At 51.1% G+C, this 19,204-nt stretch carries 21 protein-coding genes and 4 tRNA genes; all 25 read right to left on the bottom strand.

The annotated features are described in order from the left end of the window. Positions 1-12: 12 nt before the first annotated feature. A complete protein-coding gene (fliQ, locus tag ABC502_RS00290; protein ID WP_091341823.1) occupies positions 13-282 on the bottom strand; it encodes a flagellar biosynthesis protein FliQ in 270 nt (89 codons plus the stop codon). 1 nt (position 283) lies between these two features. Continuing rightward, a complete protein-coding gene (gene fliP / locus ABC502_RS00295; RefSeq protein WP_330088399.1) occupies positions 284-1,030 on the bottom strand; it encodes a flagellar type III secretion system pore protein FliP in 747 nt (248 codons plus the stop codon). 9 nt (positions 1,031-1,039) lie between these two features. Next, positions 1,040-1,591 carry a flagellar biosynthetic protein FliO gene (gene fliO / locus ABC502_RS00300; protein ID WP_345914520.1) on the bottom strand — a complete coding sequence of 184 codons (552 nt, stop codon included), beginning with the start codon at positions 1,589-1,591 and terminating at the stop codon, positions 1,040-1,042. Further along, positions 1,591-1,974, bottom strand: coding sequence for a flagellar motor switch protein FliN (gene fliN, locus ABC502_RS00305; protein WP_330088397.1), 384 nt, complete (start codon positions 1,972-1,974; stop codon positions 1,591-1,593). Before fliN ends, fliO begins: the two co-directional genes overlap by 1 nt. A 5-nt stretch (positions 1,975-1,979) precedes the next feature. Further along, the gene (gene fliM, locus ABC502_RS00310) at positions 1,980-3,068 is read right to left on the bottom strand and encodes a flagellar motor switch protein FliM (protein ID WP_330088396.1); all 1,089 of its coding nucleotides are present in this window, start codon (positions 3,066-3,068) and stop codon (positions 1,980-1,982) included. 12 nt (positions 3,069-3,080) lie between these two features. Next, a complete protein-coding gene (gene fliL, locus ABC502_RS00315; RefSeq protein ID WP_330088395.1) occupies positions 3,081-3,602 on the bottom strand; it encodes a flagellar basal body-associated protein FliL in 522 nt (173 codons plus the stop codon). Positions 3,603-3,684: 82 nt separating this feature from the next. Then, positions 3,685-5,523, bottom strand: coding sequence for a flagellar hook-length control protein FliK (locus ABC502_RS00320; RefSeq protein ID WP_345914521.1), 1,839 nt, complete (start codon positions 5,521-5,523; stop codon positions 3,685-3,687). A 107-nt stretch (positions 5,524-5,630) separates the two neighbouring features. Next, positions 5,631-6,077 (bottom strand): flagellar export protein FliJ, encoded by a 447-nt coding sequence (gene fliJ / locus ABC502_RS00325; protein WP_330088393.1) that lies wholly within the window; start codon positions 6,075-6,077, stop codon positions 5,631-5,633. Positions 6,078-6,082: 5 nt separating this feature from the next. Further along, positions 6,083-7,432, bottom strand: a complete 1,350-nt coding sequence (fliI, locus tag ABC502_RS00330; protein ID WP_345914522.1) for a flagellar protein export ATPase FliI — start codon at positions 7,430-7,432, stop codon at positions 6,083-6,085. Continuing rightward, positions 7,429-8,373 (bottom strand): flagellar assembly protein FliH, encoded by a 945-nt coding sequence (gene fliH, locus ABC502_RS00335; protein ID WP_345914523.1) that lies wholly within the window; start codon positions 8,371-8,373, stop codon positions 7,429-7,431. Before fliH ends, fliI begins: the two co-directional genes overlap by 4 nt. A gap of 21 nt (positions 8,374-8,394) precedes the next feature. Then, entirely contained in the window at positions 8,395-9,426 is a 1,032-nt protein-coding gene (fliG, locus tag ABC502_RS00340; protein ID WP_330088390.1) for a flagellar motor switch protein FliG, read from the bottom strand. After that, positions 9,419-11,119 carry a flagellar basal-body MS-ring/collar protein FliF gene (gene fliF, locus ABC502_RS00345; RefSeq protein ID WP_345914524.1) on the bottom strand — a complete coding sequence of 567 codons (1,701 nt, stop codon included), beginning with the start codon at positions 11,117-11,119 and terminating at the stop codon, positions 9,419-9,421. Before fliF ends, fliG begins: the two co-directional genes overlap by 8 nt. Positions 11,120-11,136: 17 nt before the next feature. After that, entirely contained in the window at positions 11,137-11,493 is a 357-nt protein-coding gene (gene fliE, locus ABC502_RS00350; protein ID WP_330088388.1) for a flagellar hook-basal body complex protein FliE, read from the bottom strand. A 110-nt stretch (positions 11,494-11,603) separates the two neighbouring features. Then, positions 11,604-11,798: a DUF418 domain-containing protein gene (locus ABC502_RS00355; protein ID WP_345914525.1), complete on the bottom strand. Its 195-nt coding sequence runs from the start codon at positions 11,796-11,798 to the stop codon at positions 11,604-11,606. A gap of 529 nt (positions 11,799-12,327) precedes the next feature. After that, positions 12,328-12,417 (bottom strand) — tRNA-Ser (locus tag ABC502_RS00360). A gap of 99 nt (positions 12,418-12,516) precedes the next feature. After that, complete coding sequence (nadA, locus tag ABC502_RS00365) at positions 12,517-13,575, bottom strand: quinolinate synthase NadA (protein ID WP_345914526.1); 1,059 nt, start codon at positions 13,573-13,575, stop codon at positions 12,517-12,519. 95 nt (positions 13,576-13,670) lie between these two features. Next, a tRNA-Lys gene (locus tag ABC502_RS00370) sits at positions 13,671-13,746 on the bottom strand. Positions 13,747-13,774: 28 nt separating this feature from the next. Beyond that, positions 13,775-13,850: transfer RNA gene (locus tag ABC502_RS00375), tRNA-Lys, on the bottom strand. Between the two features lie 26 nt (positions 13,851-13,876). After that, a tRNA-Lys gene (locus ABC502_RS00380) sits at positions 13,877-13,952 on the bottom strand. A gap of 134 nt (positions 13,953-14,086) precedes the next feature. Then, on the bottom strand, positions 14,087-14,854 hold the full coding sequence (gene ybgF / locus ABC502_RS00385) for a tol-pal system protein YbgF (RefSeq protein WP_330088340.1): 768 nt from the start codon (positions 14,852-14,854) through the stop codon (positions 14,087-14,089). A gap of 25 nt (positions 14,855-14,879) precedes the next feature. After that, a complete protein-coding gene (gene pal, locus ABC502_RS00390) occupies positions 14,880-15,419 on the bottom strand; it encodes a peptidoglycan-associated lipoprotein Pal (RefSeq protein ID WP_330088339.1) in 540 nt (179 codons plus the stop codon). A 41-nt stretch (positions 15,420-15,460) separates the two neighbouring features. Next, positions 15,461-16,807: a Tol-Pal system beta propeller repeat protein TolB gene (gene tolB / locus ABC502_RS00395; RefSeq protein ID WP_330088338.1), complete on the bottom strand. Its 1,347-nt coding sequence runs from the start codon at positions 16,805-16,807 to the stop codon at positions 15,461-15,463. Positions 16,808-16,809: 2 nt separating this feature from the next. Further along, a complete protein-coding gene (gene tolA, locus ABC502_RS00400; protein WP_330088337.1) occupies positions 16,810-17,718 on the bottom strand; it encodes a cell envelope integrity protein TolA in 909 nt (302 codons plus the stop codon). Next, a complete protein-coding gene (gene tolR / locus ABC502_RS00405; protein ID WP_330088336.1) occupies positions 17,719-18,150 on the bottom strand; it encodes a protein TolR in 432 nt (143 codons plus the stop codon). After that, positions 18,150-18,836, bottom strand: coding sequence for a protein TolQ (tolQ, locus tag ABC502_RS00410; protein WP_330088335.1), 687 nt, complete (start codon positions 18,834-18,836; stop codon positions 18,150-18,152). Before tolQ ends, tolR begins: the two co-directional genes overlap by 1 nt. Between the last annotated feature and the right edge of the window lie 368 nt (positions 18,837-19,204).

The following is a 19,204-nucleotide window of genomic DNA, read 5'->3' on the forward strand; positions in this document are numbered from 1 at the left end:
GCCAGTCCCCGCTTAGCCAACCACAGATGGAATACTAAGGATCAGACCTTCGGTAAAGTCCATAATCACCCGGGTCAGCCAATGGCCACCAAAAATAAGCGCCAGTATGGTGACAATCAAACGCGGTAAAAAGCTTAAGGTTTGTTCATTAATGGAGGTTGCAGCCTGAAACACCGCCACAATCAAGCCAACAAAAAGCGATGGTAAAATAATCGCACTTACCAGCAGGATCACGATGTACAAAGCATCTCGCAGCACATCAACAAACACCTCAGGGCTCATACTAGGTCCCCAATCCAAAGCTGGTGGCCATGGTTCCCATCACCAGGATCCAACCATCGACCAGCACAAACATCATTAATTTAAAAGGCAACGAAATAATCATCGGTGACAACATCATCATACCCATTGCCATCAAGACACTGGCCACTACCAAGTCAATGATTAGAAATGGAATAAACAACATAAAGCCAATCTGGAAGGCCGTTTTAAGCTCACTGGTAATAAATGCAGGAATAATGACGGTGATGGGCAAGTCCATCAGATTGTCGACTTCTTCTACCCCGGCAATGCTGGCAAAAGTGTCCAGATCGCGCAGCCGGGTCTGATGCAGCATAAACTCTTTGACCGGTATACTGGCTTGCTGCAAAGCCTCCAATGAGGTTTTTTCTTCCGCCAGATAAGGCTGCAGCGCCTGTTCATTGATTTCATTGAACACCGGCGCCATGATAAAAAAGGACAGGAACAAAGCGATCCCTATCAATACCTGGTTCGATGGCGACTGTTGCAGACCGATGGCCTGGCGTAAAATAGCCAATACCACAATAATGCGGGTAAAGCTGGTCATCATTATGACCATGGCCGGAATAAAGCTCAGGGCCGTCATAATGGCCAGAACTTGCAGCGTTACACTGTATTCCTGAGAACCGTCTGGATTGGTGGTAACGCTGATGGCTTGCAAGGTACCGACATCAGCATTGACTGCGGAACTAAAACCCAGTGCCAGCAGCACCCATAGAAGTCGCAACATAGTCCATTTTTACTTTTTCAACCACGATTGCAACTGACTATGAAATTCTGATGCCAACTTTTCTTCTGGCAGGGGCTTATCGAGTTCAAACAAGAAATTAATTTGGTGTGCCGTCACCCCTAGAACACGCTGTTTTCCTTGCATTTCAATAACTAACAACCTTTCCTTAGGTCCAAGCGGAATGGTGCTAATTACTTTCATATGCTGACTACCCGGCATCCGGAGTGTCAATTTTTTGAAGGACCAGCCCAGCAGCAACACCATCAAAATAACAAATGCCAGAGAAATGACGATTTTCCCCAAAGACAAACCTGTGGTCGCGCCAGCCCTTTTTAAAGCCTGATCCCCGGCATCTTTATCCTGACCAAAGCGATAAGGTGAGCTGGTTACCATAGCGTCGGAAGCTGGCTCTGTATCCGTGCTGGGTTCTGCATCAACGTCAGATGCCACCAAAGCGATCTCAGGCGACTGGGCTGGCCCGGCTTCTGGTTCATCCGGCACCGCCAGCAAGCCAGTACTAACAAGTAAGCAAAAACCAACTGCAACTAAGGATCTTTTCATCAACGCAACTTCTTAATACGCTCAATCTGGCTGATCACATCCGTCAGGCGAATGCCAAACTTATCATTGACCACCACCACCTCACCATGGGCGATTAATGTACCATTTACCAGCACATCCAACGGCTCACCGGCAACCCGCTCCAACTCGACCACAGAGCCCTGGTTCAGTTGCAGTAAATTCCGAATGCTGATCTTAGATCGGCCAACCTCCATCGAAATGGTCACCGGAATATCCAAGATAGTGTCGAGCTTCAGTTTATCCTCACCTGTACCCTGGTGGTCTTCCGTCAACTCATCCAGCTCGACCGGCGTTGCTCCATCGCCATCAGCTTCTGCCATCGCAGCAGCCCATTCATCCATGGTATCTTTATCATCAGCCATTGTATTTAATCCTCAGTACGTGCCGATAAATTTAAGTCGGCTTCCAGTTCAGAGATATCGGCATCACTATCCAGCCGTCGTCCACCTTTGGTAAAGACGTGCAACTCTGACTTCACCGACTCTGGTCGTTTAATTTTTTCAATGATCTTCAGCGCAACATTATCACGTGAGCGCCCCATTTTAGCCCGGTAAGTCGGCAGTTCTTCAATGAGCACTGTGATATGCTCTGGCAACTCGACCGGGATAATATCCCCTGCTTTTAACTCCATCACCTCTTGCAGCGTTAAATCCACATCCAGCATTTTGGTGGTCAGATTGACTTCAACATCCATGATCTCATCGCGCATTGCTTTACTCCAGCGCAGATCGGTGTCTTCTTTATCACTCTGCACCCCGGCATCCAGCAATTCACGAATGGGTTCCAGCATGGAATAAGGCAAAGCCACATGAAAATCACCACCACCGCCATCCAGCTCAATGTGAAAAGAGCTAATGACCACCACTTCTGTTGGGCTAACAATGTTGGCCATGGCTGGATTGACTTCGGAGTCAAGGTATTCAAAAGAGACATCCATCACCGGAGCCCAGGCTTCTTTGTAATCTTCAAAAATCAATTTCAGCAGCATCTGTATAATACGCCGCTCGGTCGGGGTGAATTCCCGCCCTTCAATTTTTGCATGGTAGCGACCATCGCCACCAAAGAAGTTATCCACCAGAATAAAGACCAGCCGGGCCTCCATGGTGATAAGACCGGTGCCTTTCAATGGACGGAAGCGCACCATATTCAAACTGGTCGGCACAAAAAGGGTATGGACATACTCACCAAACTTAATCATTTGTACGCCATTGATCGACACCTCGGCAGACCGGCGCATCATATTGAATAAGCTGATTCGCATATGACGGGCAAAGCGCTCATTGACCAGCTCAAGCGTTGGCATACGACCACGAACAATCCGATCCTGTGAGGAAAAATCGTATTCTGTGGCAGAGCGGCCGGTGCCATCGCCACCGTCGTCAATATCTTCTTCTTCGATGTCATCAACGCCATGCAACAGCGCATCGATTTCATCTTGTGACAATAAGTCCGTCACGACGCTACCCTTTTATTGCATTACAAAACCGGTGAAGAGAACCTCTTCCACCACCACAGTCCCTGTCACCTTTAACAGCTCCTGTTGCAAATCACTCAAGGCTTTATTGCGCAGGCTTTCTTTGCCTGCAGCCGTCACCAAATCATCCGCATTGGCACTGCTGAACGTTTGCAGCAGGCTGCCTTCAATCAGTGGGATATGCCGCTTTGCCAGCGTATCGTTGTTGCTGCCACGGACCAATAGTTGCACTCGGATCTGTACCAGACGATCCCGGCTACTGCCCGGCACATTAAAGATAAAGGGTCTTGGCAAAGGCACATAATAGGCTGTCCCAGTGGGTGCTGGCGGTGCTCCATCGATGCCAGTTGCTGTTCCGGGCCCCCCGGCCCCTGATTGACCACTATCGCCTGAGGAGAAGAAAAACAGCACCGCTACCACCACAACAAGCAAGATAGCAACGCCACCAGCGACCATCAGAATCAGTTTCTTTTTCGAACTGCCTTCCGCTATTTTCAACTCATTATTGTCTGCCATGCCTTGCCCCGCTTATAAATACTTTATGCTATTGTGAACGCAGGCTGTGCGGATCGCAATTACAGACCTGGTAAAAACATCGTTATGCATAATAATCCACCAGCCTGTCCGTTGGTCTGGCGACTTCCAGCTGCTGCTCTTGCATGAATACATCATCATCTTCGTTTGCCATTGCCTGGCCTGCAGGCTGGTCTTGTTGCTGTTGACCGGATTGCTGTTGCGCTACCTGGCCGTCGGCCAGTTCAATACCATGCTCCCCTAACATATCACGTAACCTTGGCAGCTGTTGCTCCAAAATCTCTCTGGCATGAGCCTGTTGCACCAAAAAATGCACATTGGCCTGTTCCTGCTGCATACTGATACGGATAGTCATACTGCCGAGCTCGGCCGGATCCAGTTTAATGTCAGCACTGTGCACCGAATTACGCACCATCATTACCAGGCGCTCACGCAATTGGCCTGTCGCATCGGCAGCTAATAAGTTCACTGGCTGTCGTAACAGCTCACTGACCGTTGGTGTGACACCGGCCGGTGATGCCGCACTGCCCTGGCTTTGCAGTAATTGGGCGGTATTGATGCTGGCAGACAGGGTTAAGGGTTGTGGCTGGCCAGCTGCTTGCAGACTGGAGGTTGCATTTGTGGCACGCAACAGGCTATCGAGCGGCGATGGAACTTGTTCATCTGCGGCATTGGTCTGGTCTGCATTGTCGTTGCTTTTGTTGGCTAAAGATTGCTGCATGGCGTTCAACAGGTTACTGGCACTGCTTTGATCTTTTTGCTCACCCGACTTTTGCTCACCCGATGGGGATCCACCAGACTGGGAACTGGCTGCGGTGCTGCTACTATGCGCTTCAGCCCGAGCCTGCACTGCTGAGGCCAGCGTTTGCTGATTGGTCGGCCCCTCGCTTCGCGTCAGCGGACTGCTATGACTTGTTGCCGTATGCTCCGATATGGATGCATCAGCAAGCCCCGCGGTCAACTCCGATAGCCCTACCGACGGCTCTGATTTGGCTGTGGCGGTGGAAGTCTTGGCCTCGGACAGATTTGCGTCGCTTGCTTTGCTATCGGTAGCAGCATCAGCAAGTGAACCCGCACGCGAAACCAACACTCCGGGCTCAGCATCATGTGGCATTGTGGCCACAGACTCTCGGGCGGCTACCTCATCGGATGCTGCCCATGCCGCTTTAGCCATGTCTGAGCCTGCAGCCGTCTGTTCAGATGGTGATTGCATCGATTTAGGTTGCTCGGGATTATGCACCAAGGAGCTGGCTGTGCGTTTTTCAGTGTGCTTCGAGGCCGGCAATGGCTCATCGGAAACAGCTGCTTGCTCTGAGCTGACGTCAACTGACGTCGCCCCACCACTACCCGGCTCTGGTTGCACTTCAGCTGCAACCAGCTCGCTTTGTTCATTGACCTTAGCCCGGGCTTGCAAGTGAAAGCCCGTCTCGGACTCCAGTTGGCTCGATGAAACAGCCGCGGCAGCCAAGCTAAAGCTCCGCAGGACCTTTGGTTTCAACGTACTGCTGTCTACCTGGTCCTGATCGGCTTCAGCGCCTGTTTGTTGATCGAGTTTGCTGGCTGCCAGGGTTAAACCGGAGCTTGCTTTTTGCCCGTCACGAATAATGGCCAACCAGGCGCGGGCGGCATCTTTATCATCCGCCGAGCTTTGCTCATCACTAAGAATTGCTTCCAAGGACTCAGAGCTAACCGATTCTGCCACCAGCGCATCATCTACTGCCGAAGGCATGGCAGCTTTTTGCCGTTCGATTAGCCGCAATGGCTGCTCACCCGCTTCGGCCAGAGTATCGGCAAAAGCCTGAACATCTGCCGATAGCTCCGGCTCGACCGTTTTACTGCCAGCACTTGCACCAGGCTGGGCGGTACTCGCCGACAGCAAAAACATCTGTAATGCATCCGCCATGTGCACTCTCCTTACGGCTTACACGTATTGAACTGACCAGAGCAGGCTTACTCTGACGCCTTGCTCAGATGTATTCAAAATCCAGGCCAAGTATTAGGGTATGCCATTTACCGTTGGGAGTATCGGCGCACAAACTGCTGCATCGCAAGTTCATCTTGCAACAACTGCTCGGTTTTTGCTGCTTTTTGCAAAGCCTGCTGCCGCTGTTGCTCCAGCAAGTACTCCAATGCCTTACGCTTTTTTTGCATGCTCAACCATTGCTGGCGACGCTGCTCCAGCACGGTTTGCGCCTGCTGAATTTGTTTTGCCTGCTGCTCCAGTGCCAAATCCAGCTTGGCAATGAAGCTTACAAATTGATTGTACTGACGGCTTTGTAAACCAGCACTGCCTTGCTGCTGGCTTTGCAAAATATAGTCGGTTCGGTAATCGGCCAATCCCTGATATTTTTGCTCGGCTTGTCTGGTGTACTGCAAGGCTTGCATAAAGTTAGCTTGAAGCTTTTCTTCTCGCTCCAGTTGCACTTTTACCAGCAGCTCCAGTTGTTTATTGGCCATTTGTTTTACCCAGGCACAGACTGACTATGGGCGGCTTGTGGCAATATCTGTGTCAAAGCCATCAAACTGTCATCATAGGGCACCACTTCTTTCATCCCCTGCTGTAAAAAGCGCTGGATAGCAGGCATTAACGCAACCGCTTTATCCAGTAACGGATCACTGCCTTTCACATAAGCGCCGATAGCAATTAAGTCTTTACTCTGCCGGTAACTGGCATACAGCTGTTTTAACTGCCGGGCAACCAGTTGGTGCTCCAGACTGGTGACTGCTGGCATTACCCGGCTGATCGACTGCTCAATATCTATGGCCGGAAAATGACCACTATCTGCCAGTTGTCGGGACAATACTATGTGCCCATCCAGTATCGCCCGGGATGCATCCGCAATCGGATCCTGCAAGTCATCCCCCTCGGACAAAACCGTATAAAACCCAGTAATGGAACCTTTCCCCACAGCCCCATTACCCGCCCGCTCGACCAAAGCAGGTAACTTGGCGAACACCGATGGCGGATAACCTTTGGTAGCCGGTGGTTCCCCAACCGCCAGAGCAATCTCACGTTGCGCCTGGGCATAGCGGGTGATGGAATCAATCAGCAATAATACATCCAGCCCCTGATCACGAAAATACTCGGCAATTTGCACTGCCGTCTCACAGCCTTTCAAACGCATGACCGGCGACACATCGGCTGGCGATGCCACCACCACCGCGCGTTCACGGCCTTCCTCGCCTAAAATATCATCAATAAATTCTTTCACTTCACGGCCACGCTCGCCCACCAGCCCAACCACAATCACATCAGCGCTGGTACCACGCGTCATCATGCCCAGCAACACGCTTTTGCCCACACCACTACCGGCAAATAACCCCATCCGCTGCCCCTTCCCTACAGTGAGCACGCTGTTGATAGCCCGCACCCCTACATCCAATGGCTGACGGATGGGCTGGCGTTGCAATGGGTTGATAGGCACTTTCCGCTGCTGCGCAAAGTTTGTTGCTTTAATAGGGCCTTTGCCGTCCAAAGGCTTACCGGCGCCATCGACAACACGGCCAAGCAAGTTCATACTCAAAGGTACTCCTTGCTCATGCAGCACAGGCGTGACCTTAGCCCCCGGAACCACTCCGGAGATATCGTCTTTGGGCATCAGGAATATGCGATCACCGGCAAAGCCTACCACCTCCGCCAGTAGCGTCCCCTGTGCGGTTTCCACTTCACAGCTTTGGCCAATACCAGCACTGCATCCTGTCGCTTCCAGGGTTAGTCCAACCACCCGTACCAATTGACCAGACACCGAAGGCCGGCTTGCACGGATATAGCCTTGCTGCTGACGGATACGCTCAGCCAAAGGCGTGGTCATGGTGGCGGCTCCTGCTCGGACTCTTCAGACAGGCTTCCAGCGTCAAGAGGAGCGGCTTTTTCTTCCGAGTCCGGCGGCAGTTCTTGCCGGGTGCTGGCCGCCACCGTCTGTATTGGTGGGCTGACAGCTAAGGATGGCTCATCGGCCGTGGATAGGAAATGTGCCAAAGCACTCTGCAGTCGCTGCTCTACAGTGCGATCTACCCGGGATAGCTCCGTTTCCAGTCGGCAACCACCTCGGCTTAGAGTGGGTTCAGCCAGCAACTGCCAGCCCCGCTCTTTCAATTGTTCCGGGTTGTACTTTTGTTGCACCAGAGCCAGGTCGTCAGGATGTAACTTGATCTGAACTTTGCCCTGCGCCAGAGGCAAGGCATCTATCGCCTGTTGTAACGCCGTTAAAATCACCTGAGGATTGGTTTGAACTTCCGTTTGCAACACCGCTTTTGCCATGGCCAACGTCAAGGCAACCAGCTCCTGCTCAACCTGTTGCTCCAGCTGTTGCAATGGCTGTTGCAGTTTATCCAGCAACAACGCCAGTGCTTTGAACTGCAGCTCACTTTGCTGCTGCCCTTCTTCCAACCCCAGCTTCTTGCCTTCTGCCAGCCCCTGCTTTACACCATCCTCCTGGCCTTGTTGCCGCCCTTCTTCGTAGCCTTTTGCAAAACCATCGTCTTTGCCCTCACTAAAGCCAGCTTCATAAGCCTGTTGCCGCAATAGCTCCATCTGCTCGGCAGTCAAAGGCTTCAGGCTAAGTTCTTCGTCCTCTTCGGCAACACTGTGCTCTTCTGTCTTCGGAACTGGCCTGGTTTTATTTAAGGCATTGGTTTTTTCATACTTGCGCATATCCGCGCTTAAATCGGGCGTTGACCACTCTTGCAACTGATCCAGGGTACTGGCATCTGGTGAGAATGGGCGCTTATAGCGAAACTGATCCGAACTCATAGGCAGCTCCGCTGTCCAGCATTAAAGGAAGTCATCACCACCACCGCCACCAAGCATAATTTCACCGGCATCCGCCAGGCGACGGGCCGTGGCCAGGATTTCTTTCTGTGCCGCCTCGACATCACTGACCCGAACCGGCCCCATGGCTTCCAGATCATCCCGCAGCAATTCGGCAGCACGTTTTGACATATTGCTGAAGACTTTCTCTTTTAAGCTATCATCAGCACCTTTGAGTGCTTTCATCAGAATATCCTGCTCAATTTCACGCAGCAGCGTCTGAATACCACGATCTTCGACATCAATCAGGTTTTCAAACACAAACATCAGATCCTGGATCTGTTGCGCCATTTCTTCATCGTTTTCACGGATAGAATCGAGCAACTGGCCTTCGATGTTGGTATCCAGGTAGTTCAGAATATCTGCAGCCGCTTTCAAGCCTCCCATCTTCGCAGTTTGAGCTCCGGCTTGTCCGGCAAATTGTTTCTCCATAATCTCATTCAGTTCCTGCAATGCAGCTGGCTGCACTTCTTCCAGGTTGGCAATACGCATGGTGAGATCCAGCCGTACTTTTTCAGTGAACTGCGACAAAATTTCAGCCGATTGCTCAGGCGCCAGATAGGAGAGCACTATGGTCTGAATTTGCGGGTGCTCGTTGCGGATGATATTTGCCACCTGCTTGGAATCCATCCATTTCAGCGAGTCCAATCCTCTGGCGCTGCCACCGATGAGGATCTGGTCAATCAGATTAGCAGCTTTTTCTTCCCCAAGCGCTGCAGTCAAAGCGCGCTTAATAAAGTCTTCACTCTGGAATCCGATGGTACTAAAGTTCTGGATCTGTTCAATAAACAAACGGTGCACTGCGGAAATCTTCGCCTGATTCAGATCCGTCATCTGTGCCATGGCTGCGCCTACCTTTTGCACCTGCTTAGGCTCCAGGTGCTTTAGGATCTGAGCAGCATCTTCTTCCGATAGGCTTAACAGCAGAATAGCGGCTTTCTCAACACCATCCAGCTTACCTACATCGAAACTTGGCTTTTCATCGTTCTCAGTCATCTTCTTCCAACCAGTTTCTGACCACCAGGGCCGACAATTCAGGTTCGTTCGCTACCAAAGCCCGAACCGCCTTCAGCAAATCTTCATCACCGTGCAAGTCCGGCAGCATCAAGGTACCATCTTCAGCAAAGCCAACGGCAGTTTCATCAAAACTCGACTTCAGCATATCAATGGTATCGTCACCCAAATCCAAACCAGAGCCCAGCGCATCTTCATCATAGGCATCTTTGGTATCTTCAGGATAGATCAGTTTTTTCAGCATTGGCCGTACCACAGACAAGATCAATACAATGATCACCAAGCCTGCGATAAGCAACCGTGTAAGCCGCATAAACCACTCTTCCTGATAGAAGAAGACCGTTGGCTCAGCATCCAGCTCTGTCCGGGTGAAGGGCACAGACACCACTTCTATGCTGTCACCACGCTGAACATCATACCCGATACTGCCCTGCAACAAACGTCTTATGTTAGCCAATTCAGCCTGGGTTCGAGGCTGTGGTTCAAGCTCTCCTTGTTCATTCGGGCCAAGTTTGTAATCGACTGCAACCGATACACTGATCCGGCGCACTACTCCAGATTGTTGGGAGCTGTGGCTGATGGTGGTATCCAACTCATAGTTTCGGGTACTCTCGCGATGATTTCGTCCAGGCACCACAGGCGTAGCACCACCCCCGGTTGCTTCCTCAGGTATCGCTGAGGGCATAGGCGGCTGGTTGGACAAAGCACCGGGGATGCCCCCACTTAAACCACCAACACTGCTCTCTTCAATGCTCATCTCGCTGCGAATCGCTGGCAAGTCTGGGTTAAAGCGCTGCTGTGTCTGCTCCAGAGTGCTAAAGTCCATCACCACATCGACCTGCGCGGTATAATTTCCCATCCCTAGCACCGGCAACAGGATGCTATCGATCCGCTGCCGATATTCATCTTCCCGGGCTCGTTCTAGTTCATACTCACGACGTTTCCGGGCCGAAGCCATGTCCTGAGAGCCACTGTTTAGCAAACGCCCATTTTGGTCCGTGACCGTCACACGCGATGGCTCCAGACTTTGCACTGCCGATGCAACTATATCCACAATGGCATCCACTTCGCTGTCGCGGATCACCCGACCACCGCGCGCTGTCACCAACACAGTGGCTGATGGCAAACGTTCACGCCTGGCAAAAACATTTTCAGGCGGAATAGCCAGGTGCACACGAGCCCTGGAAATACTCTGCAATTCTTCAATGGTTCGGGCTAACTGTTGTTCCCTGCTGTGCTTTAATCGCTCAGACTCCAGGCGCTGGCTGACACCAAAGCCACTGTCCTGCATCAAAATATCTGTGCCAGTCGATGGCTCGTGCGTCAGACCTGCCCGAGACATACCAAGACGGATGCTTTGAAACTCATTTTCAGCCACGTAAATCACATTGCCATCCAGTCGGTATTTCACCCGCTGTGAATCCAGATGATCCAGCGTTTGAATCAACTCTTCTGTCGAAAAGGTGCCTAGTGGCCGCATCTCTGGCTGGCGGGCCCATAAAATAATCAATAAGGCGATGGCTAAGCAAATAGTCAGTGCGATGATCATGGTGATCTGACGAAGCAGATCAGTGCCACCCAGGTTGCTGATAAAACCGGATTTTTGTTCCTGCTGATCGCCGGAGTTAAAGTCGTCGCCGCTTAACGCCAGTTCTGTGGATTGGTTCTCTGCCACAACTTACCCCTTAGCTCTTATACCGGCATCGTCATAATTTCTTTATAGGCTTCCACTACTTTATTACGAACCTGAACAGTCGCTTCAAAAGCAATGGATGATTTCGACGCAGCAATCATAGCCTCGGCAATGGTAACGCCTTCAACCCCATTTTCTACCGCAGAAGCCAAGCCCCGGGCATGCATCTGCAAGCCATTGACGTTATCGATGGCCCCTTTCAGCATGGCACCAAAGTCACTTTGGCTGTGGCTGACAGGAGACACGCCGCCTTGCTCCAGCCGTTGCACGGCCATGGTCTGCTGTGGCCCACGTGCTTGCTGCGCCATGGCTTGCATCTGATTGTACAGTGACACTCCAGGACCTTTGATTTGCATGGCGAAACCCTCTGTCAAAAAATTGTTCTTCACAGAGATAAAGCATAGAGCGTGCCATGTTTTATATGATAAATATCAATAACTTAAATTCGATTTAGTTGGAGCTTTGGTCAAATTTGAAACGCCTGGCGCTTGCCATAAGTCAGTGAGCGCCACAACCACTCCATCGGCCCATAGCGATAGCGCAGCAGCCACCAGTAGCTGAACCAAAGCTGTAAGCCATAATGCAACAAGGCCAAACAGCAAGGAAAACAGCGTATAGAACTTGCTTTGTACAAAGGTAAAGGACAACCAGGCCACCGCATAATCCAACCCGCTTTGCTCGGAGTTAAATCCCAGCATCAGCGCTTGAATAGGCCGCTGAAAAAACTCGATGTTCATCATTAAAATGCCAAAGAGTGCAAAACCACGGATTGCATCCAGGACCAGCATGCGCTCAGCCGGTGCTACCGGGCTGGGGAAGTCAGTTGTCGGGGTTGTCATGATGTTAGCCAATCCATGCAGGACTGCCGGCCAAAGGGGGTCGGTGTATTGAAGATAGCTTAGAGAAGATAGCTTAGATTTGTCGGAAGTAAATACGGTAAGGGTTCGTACCAAGACCGCCCTGCTCCGCAGTCAAACAAGAAGCCCTGGCTTGGGGAAACATCGGTGTAGCCTCGAGAACGGGAGGGATTGCCAGAACCATCCTTGGTTCTGGCCCTTCGGGCCGCACTAAGGTGCGTCCAAATTCGTTCCTGACGAATTTGTCGAACCCAGGGTTCGAACCAAATCCTCGCTCTCTGCCGCGTTAAAACAAAAGGCCCACGCTTTTGGCGTGGGCCTTTTGTTTTAATATGGCGGAGAGGGAGGGATTCGAACCCTCGTTAGGGGTTAACCTAAACACACTTTCCAGGCGTGCGCCTTCAGCCACTCAGCCACCTCTCCGATACTCGCCGTAGCGAGCGCCGCTATACTAGGTAAAAAGCGGACTTGTTGCAACAGTTATCTGTTGCATTGCAACCTTCTGCTGGCAAATTAACCAGTTCAGGCATTCCCCTTTACTGCAACCTGCTGCTCTTTGGCAAAGTTCAGCATCCGATCCAACGGCAACAGGGCTTTATGCCGCAATGCTTCATCCACAAAAATCTCGTGCCCTTGTTTTTCCAGTAATGCTGCCTCAATGGCTTGTAAGCCATTCATTGCCATCCAGGGACAATGAGCGCAGCTACGGCAGGTTGCGCCATTGCCACCGGTTGGTGCTTCGATAAAGGTCTTACCGGGCGCCTGCTGTTGCATTTTGTAGAAAATGCCTTTGTCGGTCGCTACGATAAAGGTATCGTTAGGCAGCGTTTGGCTGGCTTTAATCAACTGGCTGGTAGAACCGACTGCATCAGCCAGTTGTACCACCGAGTCCGGTGATTCCGGGTGCACCAGTACAGCAGCATTGGGGTACTGCTGCTTAAGCTCAACCAGAGCCTTGGCTTTGAACTCGTCGTGCACAATACAGGCCCCGTTCCACAGCAGCATGTCGGCACCGGTTTGCTTTTGCACGTAAGCACCCAGGTGCTTGTCCGGGCCCCAGAGGATTTTCTTGCCTTGACTGTCCAGGTAATCCACTACATCCAGGGCGATGGATGAGGTCACTACCCAGTCGGCTCTGGCTTTAACCGCGGCGGAGGTGTTGGCATAGACCACCACCACCCGATCCGGGTGGGCATCGCAAAAGTCGGAGAATTCTTTGGCCGGGCAGCCTAAATCCAGTGAGCAGGTCGCCTCCAGCGTTGGCATCAGCACGGTTTTTTCCGGGCTTAAGATTTTGGCCGTTTCGCCCATAAAGCGAACCCCTGCCACGATTAGCGTATCAGCAGGATGCTCTTTGCCAAAACGGGCCATCTCCAGCGAGTCGGACACACAGCCACCGGTTGCTTCTGCCAGTGCCTGAATTTCAGGCGAGGTGTAATAGTGTGCCACCAGCACCGCATTGTGCTGTTGTAATAAGGCTTTAATACGCGTCTTGTACTCTGCCGCTTGATCTTGTTGCAGTGGCATAGGCTTGCGCGGAAAAACAAACTGCTGTTCGTCGAAATACAAACTTTGTTCCATCGTGCCAGTCTTCGTTACCGATAAAGGGCAGTATTATACCTTGATAGCAGGGGAAATGACAAAACTTGCGGTGTGCTTTACTGCGATGAAAAAAGTGGTGGGTCATGATGGATTCGAACCATCGACCAATGGATTAAAAGTCCACTGCTCTACCAGCTGAGCTAATGACCCCCAAAGGGATGTGTGAACGAACTGAATTTGGTGGGTCATGATGGATTCGAACCATCGACCAATGGATTAAAAGTCCACTGCTCTACCAGCTGAGCTAATGACCCAATTCAGAACTGTCACAAAGAGGCGGTGGTGGGTCATGATGGATTCGAACCATCGACCAATGGATTAAAAGTCCACTGCTCTACCAGCTGAGCTAATGACCCTCGCCGCGGACGCATATCTTACTGATTTCAGCCGTCAGTGCAACCGAAAATTCTAAAAAAGTGTGCTCCCAATGGTTAAACGCTTAAATAGAAAGCAACTTGCTGAAAATGACAACAGCCTTGCAACCTTTTTCTTAATTTAAGCTGTCCAGTCTGCCTTGCGCCAGACGCACTGCCGGAGCGTTCGCATGTTGTTGTACAACCTGCCGATAGAAGCCTTTTGCAGCATCCAGGTTATTCTCCCGCTCCGCAATTTGCCCCAGTTTAAACAATGCATCCGGTACTTTGCTGGAATCAGAAAAATTTTGCACCACGCGCTGGAAGTAGGTTTTCGCCTTGGATAGCTCATTGTCACGAAGTACCAGCTCGCCCAACCAATAGTTGGCATTGGCTGCATAGACTGAGTTTGGATAACTTTGCAAAAAGCCTTCGAACGCTGTGATGGCAGCATCGTAACGTCGATCGCGCAATACCAATTGTACTGCGCGATCGTAGGCGTCATTTTCTGATACATCGGTAGAGTATTGCGTAGTGACTGGGTCAATACTGGTTTCTATCTGTTGAGGAGCCGTCGCTGAGCCCGAAGCCATACGGCGCTCAATTTCCTGATAGATATCACGTTGACGTTGTACAATTTCTTCCAATTGATAGCTGTGCAGCTCGGTTTGCCCCCGTAGCTCCGATACTTCATCCAGTAATTGCTCCAGTTGCTGTTGCATCCGAAGCTGAGCATTGGCGCGCGCTTCAACTATCCGCTCCAAAGCGTCCAGTCGCTGCTCCATACTGCCAGCCGGAGCTTGTGATTGCCCGCCCCGACTGCGACTAATATCAGAAACCGGAGCAGGATTTGCCCACACGGTGGCTGACATCATAGCTGCCAGTACTATCAATGGTTTTTTCATCTCACAACGCTTCTCTTAACAGGAATTAATACGCCAGTACGGCACGACGGTTTTTGGCAAAACCAGCTTCAGTACGTGACATATCCACCGGGCGCTCTTCGCCATAACTTACGTTACGCATTTGGTTCGCTGGTACTCCCAGGTTCTGCAGATACTGCACCACAGCCTGAGCACGACGCTCACCCAAGGCAATGTTGTACTCTGGCGTACCACGCTCATCGGTATGACCTTCGATGGTAACGCGTACAGATGGGTTATTACGCAAGAACTCGGCATGAGCACGCAGGCTTTCTACAAACTCCTGGCGGATGGTTGAACGGTCAAAGTCAAAGTAAATCACATTTTCCTGACGCAAGGTTTCCATCTGCTGACGCACACGCTCAGCTGGTGTTAAGGCCTGCTCTGCCCGCTCTACTTGCACTGCAGCATCACGCGCCATTTGCGCCTGACGCGCTGCTTCAGCTTCGGCATCCGAAACACTGGTTTGCGACGTAGAACTACAAGCGGCCAATGTTAAAATTGGCAACGCGATCAAAATGCCTTTCAAAGCGTGTTGTACCTTCATAGCAACATATCCTTAATAGATTGAATGATTGAATTTCATTGTTATAAAAATGGCGACCAGGCTGGTGATTTTACCTCACCTTCAGCGGCTGGTAACCGGGCTTTAAAACGACCATCCATAGATACCAAAGCCAGCACCTGTCTGGACCCATGCGTGGTGCTGTAAATCACCATAGACCCATTCGGGGCTATGCTGGGTGACTCATCCAGGCTAGTGGTAGTCAGAACCTGCATATAGCGGGTCTGTCGGTCCATCCGGGCAAGCTGGTAACGTCCTTGGCTACGATTCACCATCACAATGGACTGGCCATCCGGAGTAAAGGTTCCGGCTAGATTCATCTCACCTTCGAAAGTCAATCGCCTTGTAGTTCCAGTTTGTAAATTTACGCTATAAAGTTGCGGATTACCACCTCGCTCCGAACTGAAAATAATTTCTTTACCATCCGGTGACCAGGCAGGTTCAGTATCAATTGCACGGTGGTTGGTGATACGCGTTAACTCTTTGCTGGCAATATCCATCACATAGATTTCCGGGTTGCCATCTTTTGACAGCACCATTGCCATTTTCCGGCCATCCGGGCTCCAGGTAGGAGCACCGTTGATACCAGGGAAGCTGCTTAATACACTGCGACGCCCGGTATAAATATCTTGAATAATAATTTGTGCCTGACGTTGCTCAAAGGTGACATAGGCCAACTTAGTACCGTCAGGTGACCAGCTGGGCGACATTAAAGGTTCAACTGAGCGCAACAGGATTTGCTGATTGGCACCATCGTAATCGGCAACCGCCAATTGGAATGGGAACTCAGCACCATGCTGTACCAGTACATAGGCTATCTTGGTTAAAAATGCACCACGGGTACCGGTTAATCGCTCATAGACAATATCGCTGATGCGGTGGCCAAACTGACGCACCTGGCTGCCTGAAATGGTGGTTTCACGCGCTTCCAGTATATGCTCCTGGCCTTGCACCAGTTGCCCTTGATTCAACCTCTGACGGCTTAAACCAGCGTTGCCCCGCACCACATCAATCAACTCAAAGGATACGGTGTAGCGATCCGGACCAACTTCACGGATGGTGCCTATCACCAGATGCTCCACCCCTTCTTTGCTCCAGGCGGCATAGTCTACATCACTGGCGCGGTGAGGTTGCTGAGGCATTCGAACAACTGGCGTAGGGTTAAACTGGCCACTACGCATTAAGTCGGCAGCAATAACATCGCTGATGGTTTCTGTAGGCCGATTCACCCCTTCAAACCGAAAAGGAACCACAGCGATAGGCCGGGCCGAATCAATGCCTTCCGTTATTACAATCTCCAGCGCACTTCGTGCTTGTACGCCCAAACTAAGAAGTAAAGTAAGGATTAAACTAAATTGAATAATTCTCATAATTAAAGTTCTGGGGCCATCGTTAAGTTAATATTACGCAGTTGCTCAAACACTGCCGGATCCTGCGATACAGGCAAATTTCCAGCGCGCTCTACTGCCCGTAATGCTGCGTCGCACACCAACTGGTCTCCGTCGAGTACACTGACATTGGTCACAAAGCCGTTGCTGGCCAGGCGAATATTAATCCGACACTGCCGGCCTCGCATCCGCTCATCCTGACGGAAGTTTTGCTGAATACGGTCACGGATCATAGCCGTAAAGCGCTCCACCTCACTAACGGTTTGACGCTGACGTGCCGCTTGCCGTGCCTGGGCTTCGCGCTCTAACCGCTCTTGCAACTCACGCTCCTGCTGGGCGCGTAATTGCGCATCGCGTTCGCGTTGAACCCGTTCAGCCTCTGCACGCTCAGCCGCCTCCTGCTCTTGCCTGCGCCGCTCAGCAGCAGCTCTGGCTTCAGCTTCAGCTTGCTGACGTTGCTGTTCAGCTTGCCGAGCCCGCTCGGCTTCCTGTTGCTGCTGCCTGCGCGCTTCTGCAGCGGCAGCAGCGGCTTGTCGTGCAGCTTCGTCTTGCTGACGGCGTTGCTGTTCTAAACGACGGATACGCTGCTCTTCCTCGGCTCTGGCTTGTTCCGCCGCCCGGGCCCGGCGCTCTAAATCCGCGATGCGTTGCTGTTCAGCGCGTTGAGCTTGCTCCCGCTGATCCCGTAACTGTTGCACCCTTTGTTCGTATTGTTGCTGATCAATAGCCACAGCTTCTATCGGGGCTGCTGGTTCAGAGGATGCAGATACCGTGACTGGCGTTGGCTTCAGGCTGGGACTCGGTGCAAAATTACTGATCACCAAAATGACCACAAAGCCAAGATGGAGCAACAGCGACATCATTAAAGCTGTTTTGAACTCCCGCTGCATCATCTAACTGCCCTCCCCCGGGTCAGTCATCAGCCCCACCGATGGCGCACCTGCGTTTTTCAATAAATTAATCAAGCGAATCACTGCATCGTAACTCACGGTATGGTCACCTTTAACGATTACTTGAGTGCCTGGCTCAATAGTCAACCAACTGGCGACTTCATTCACCAGCTCGGCCGAAGTATAGGGCCCGTGAGTCTCAGCATCTTTCTCAAAGTAATACAAACCTGCGGCATCGACGGTTGCAACCAAAGGCATCTTACCATCGGCCATTTGCTCCAGTGGCTCCGCTGAAGATTTTGGTAACTCGACCTTGACTCCTTGCGTTAGCATCGGAGTCGTCACCATAAAGATAATCAGCAGCACCAACATTACATCAATGTATGGCACTACATTGATTTCTGCCATCATACGGCGCTTTTTACGTATGTACATCAAGCGGCCTCGACTGCATTGGTCGTCGCCTGACGATGGAGAATATTGGCAAACTCCTCCACAAAATTGACATAGCTGCTTTCCAGCAACTCTACCTGATGCGAGAATTTGTTATAGGCAACCACCGCAGGAATGGCTGCGAACAAGCCCATGGCCGTTGCAATCAAAGCTTCGGCGATCCCAGGAGCCACCATATTCAGCGTAGCCTGTTGCACTGAGCCAAGAGCAATAAAGGAGTTCATGATGCCCCAAACGGTTCCAAACAGCCCGATGTAAGGGCTGATAGAGCCTACAGTCGCCAGAAAAGGTAAATGCGTTTCCAGGCGCTCAACTTCTCGCGATAAGCCAACCCGCATTGCGCGCTGAGTGCCTTCCATCACAGCGCCGGACTGCCGGGTACTTTTGTGCAGGCGAACAAACTCTTTGAAACCAGATTTAAACAAGGCTTCTAAACCCGTCACCTGGCCGCGGGCGCTGACTTCGGTATAGAGTTTTGACAAATCGATGCCAGACCAGAACTTATCTTCAAAACGTTTTGCTTCGGCACTGGCTTGCTTTAAAACTTTTCTGCGCTGAAAGATCATCGCCCAGGATAAGATAGACATGCCAACCAAAGTTAGCATAACGGCCTGCACAATAATTCCTGCTTCAAACAGCAAGCCTATAACTGAAATTTCACCGGACACTGGACACTACCTCTGAGAGTTTGATATTTGATTCATTGCATCAATTGGCTGAATTCGCGCAGTGCTTATCATAGGGCAGCCATTTTGCGAACTCAACCGGTGTATGACAATTGCCATAAAATACTTTTAAGCCAACAGAACAAAGACTTTCCGCCAGGCAGCAAGTTCCGGCACTACGCTCAAAAAGCCAGAAAATACGACCAATCACCATTGACTTAAGCGAAAGGCTTTTTAGTATTAAGCATGAATTATATTTCCCACCTGGCAAGTATCAATTCAGAAACAAATTGCATGCGTGCGGCCAAAGCATTGGCATCATGAAAGTGTTTTTACAGTATCCGCATGAACAACAGATGAATGATGCATTA

Source organism: Alkalimonas sp. NCh-2, from assembly GCF_039631345.1.
Taxonomy (GTDB): domain Bacteria; phylum Pseudomonadota; class Gammaproteobacteria; order Enterobacterales; family Alteromonadaceae; genus Alkalimonas; species Alkalimonas mucilaginosa.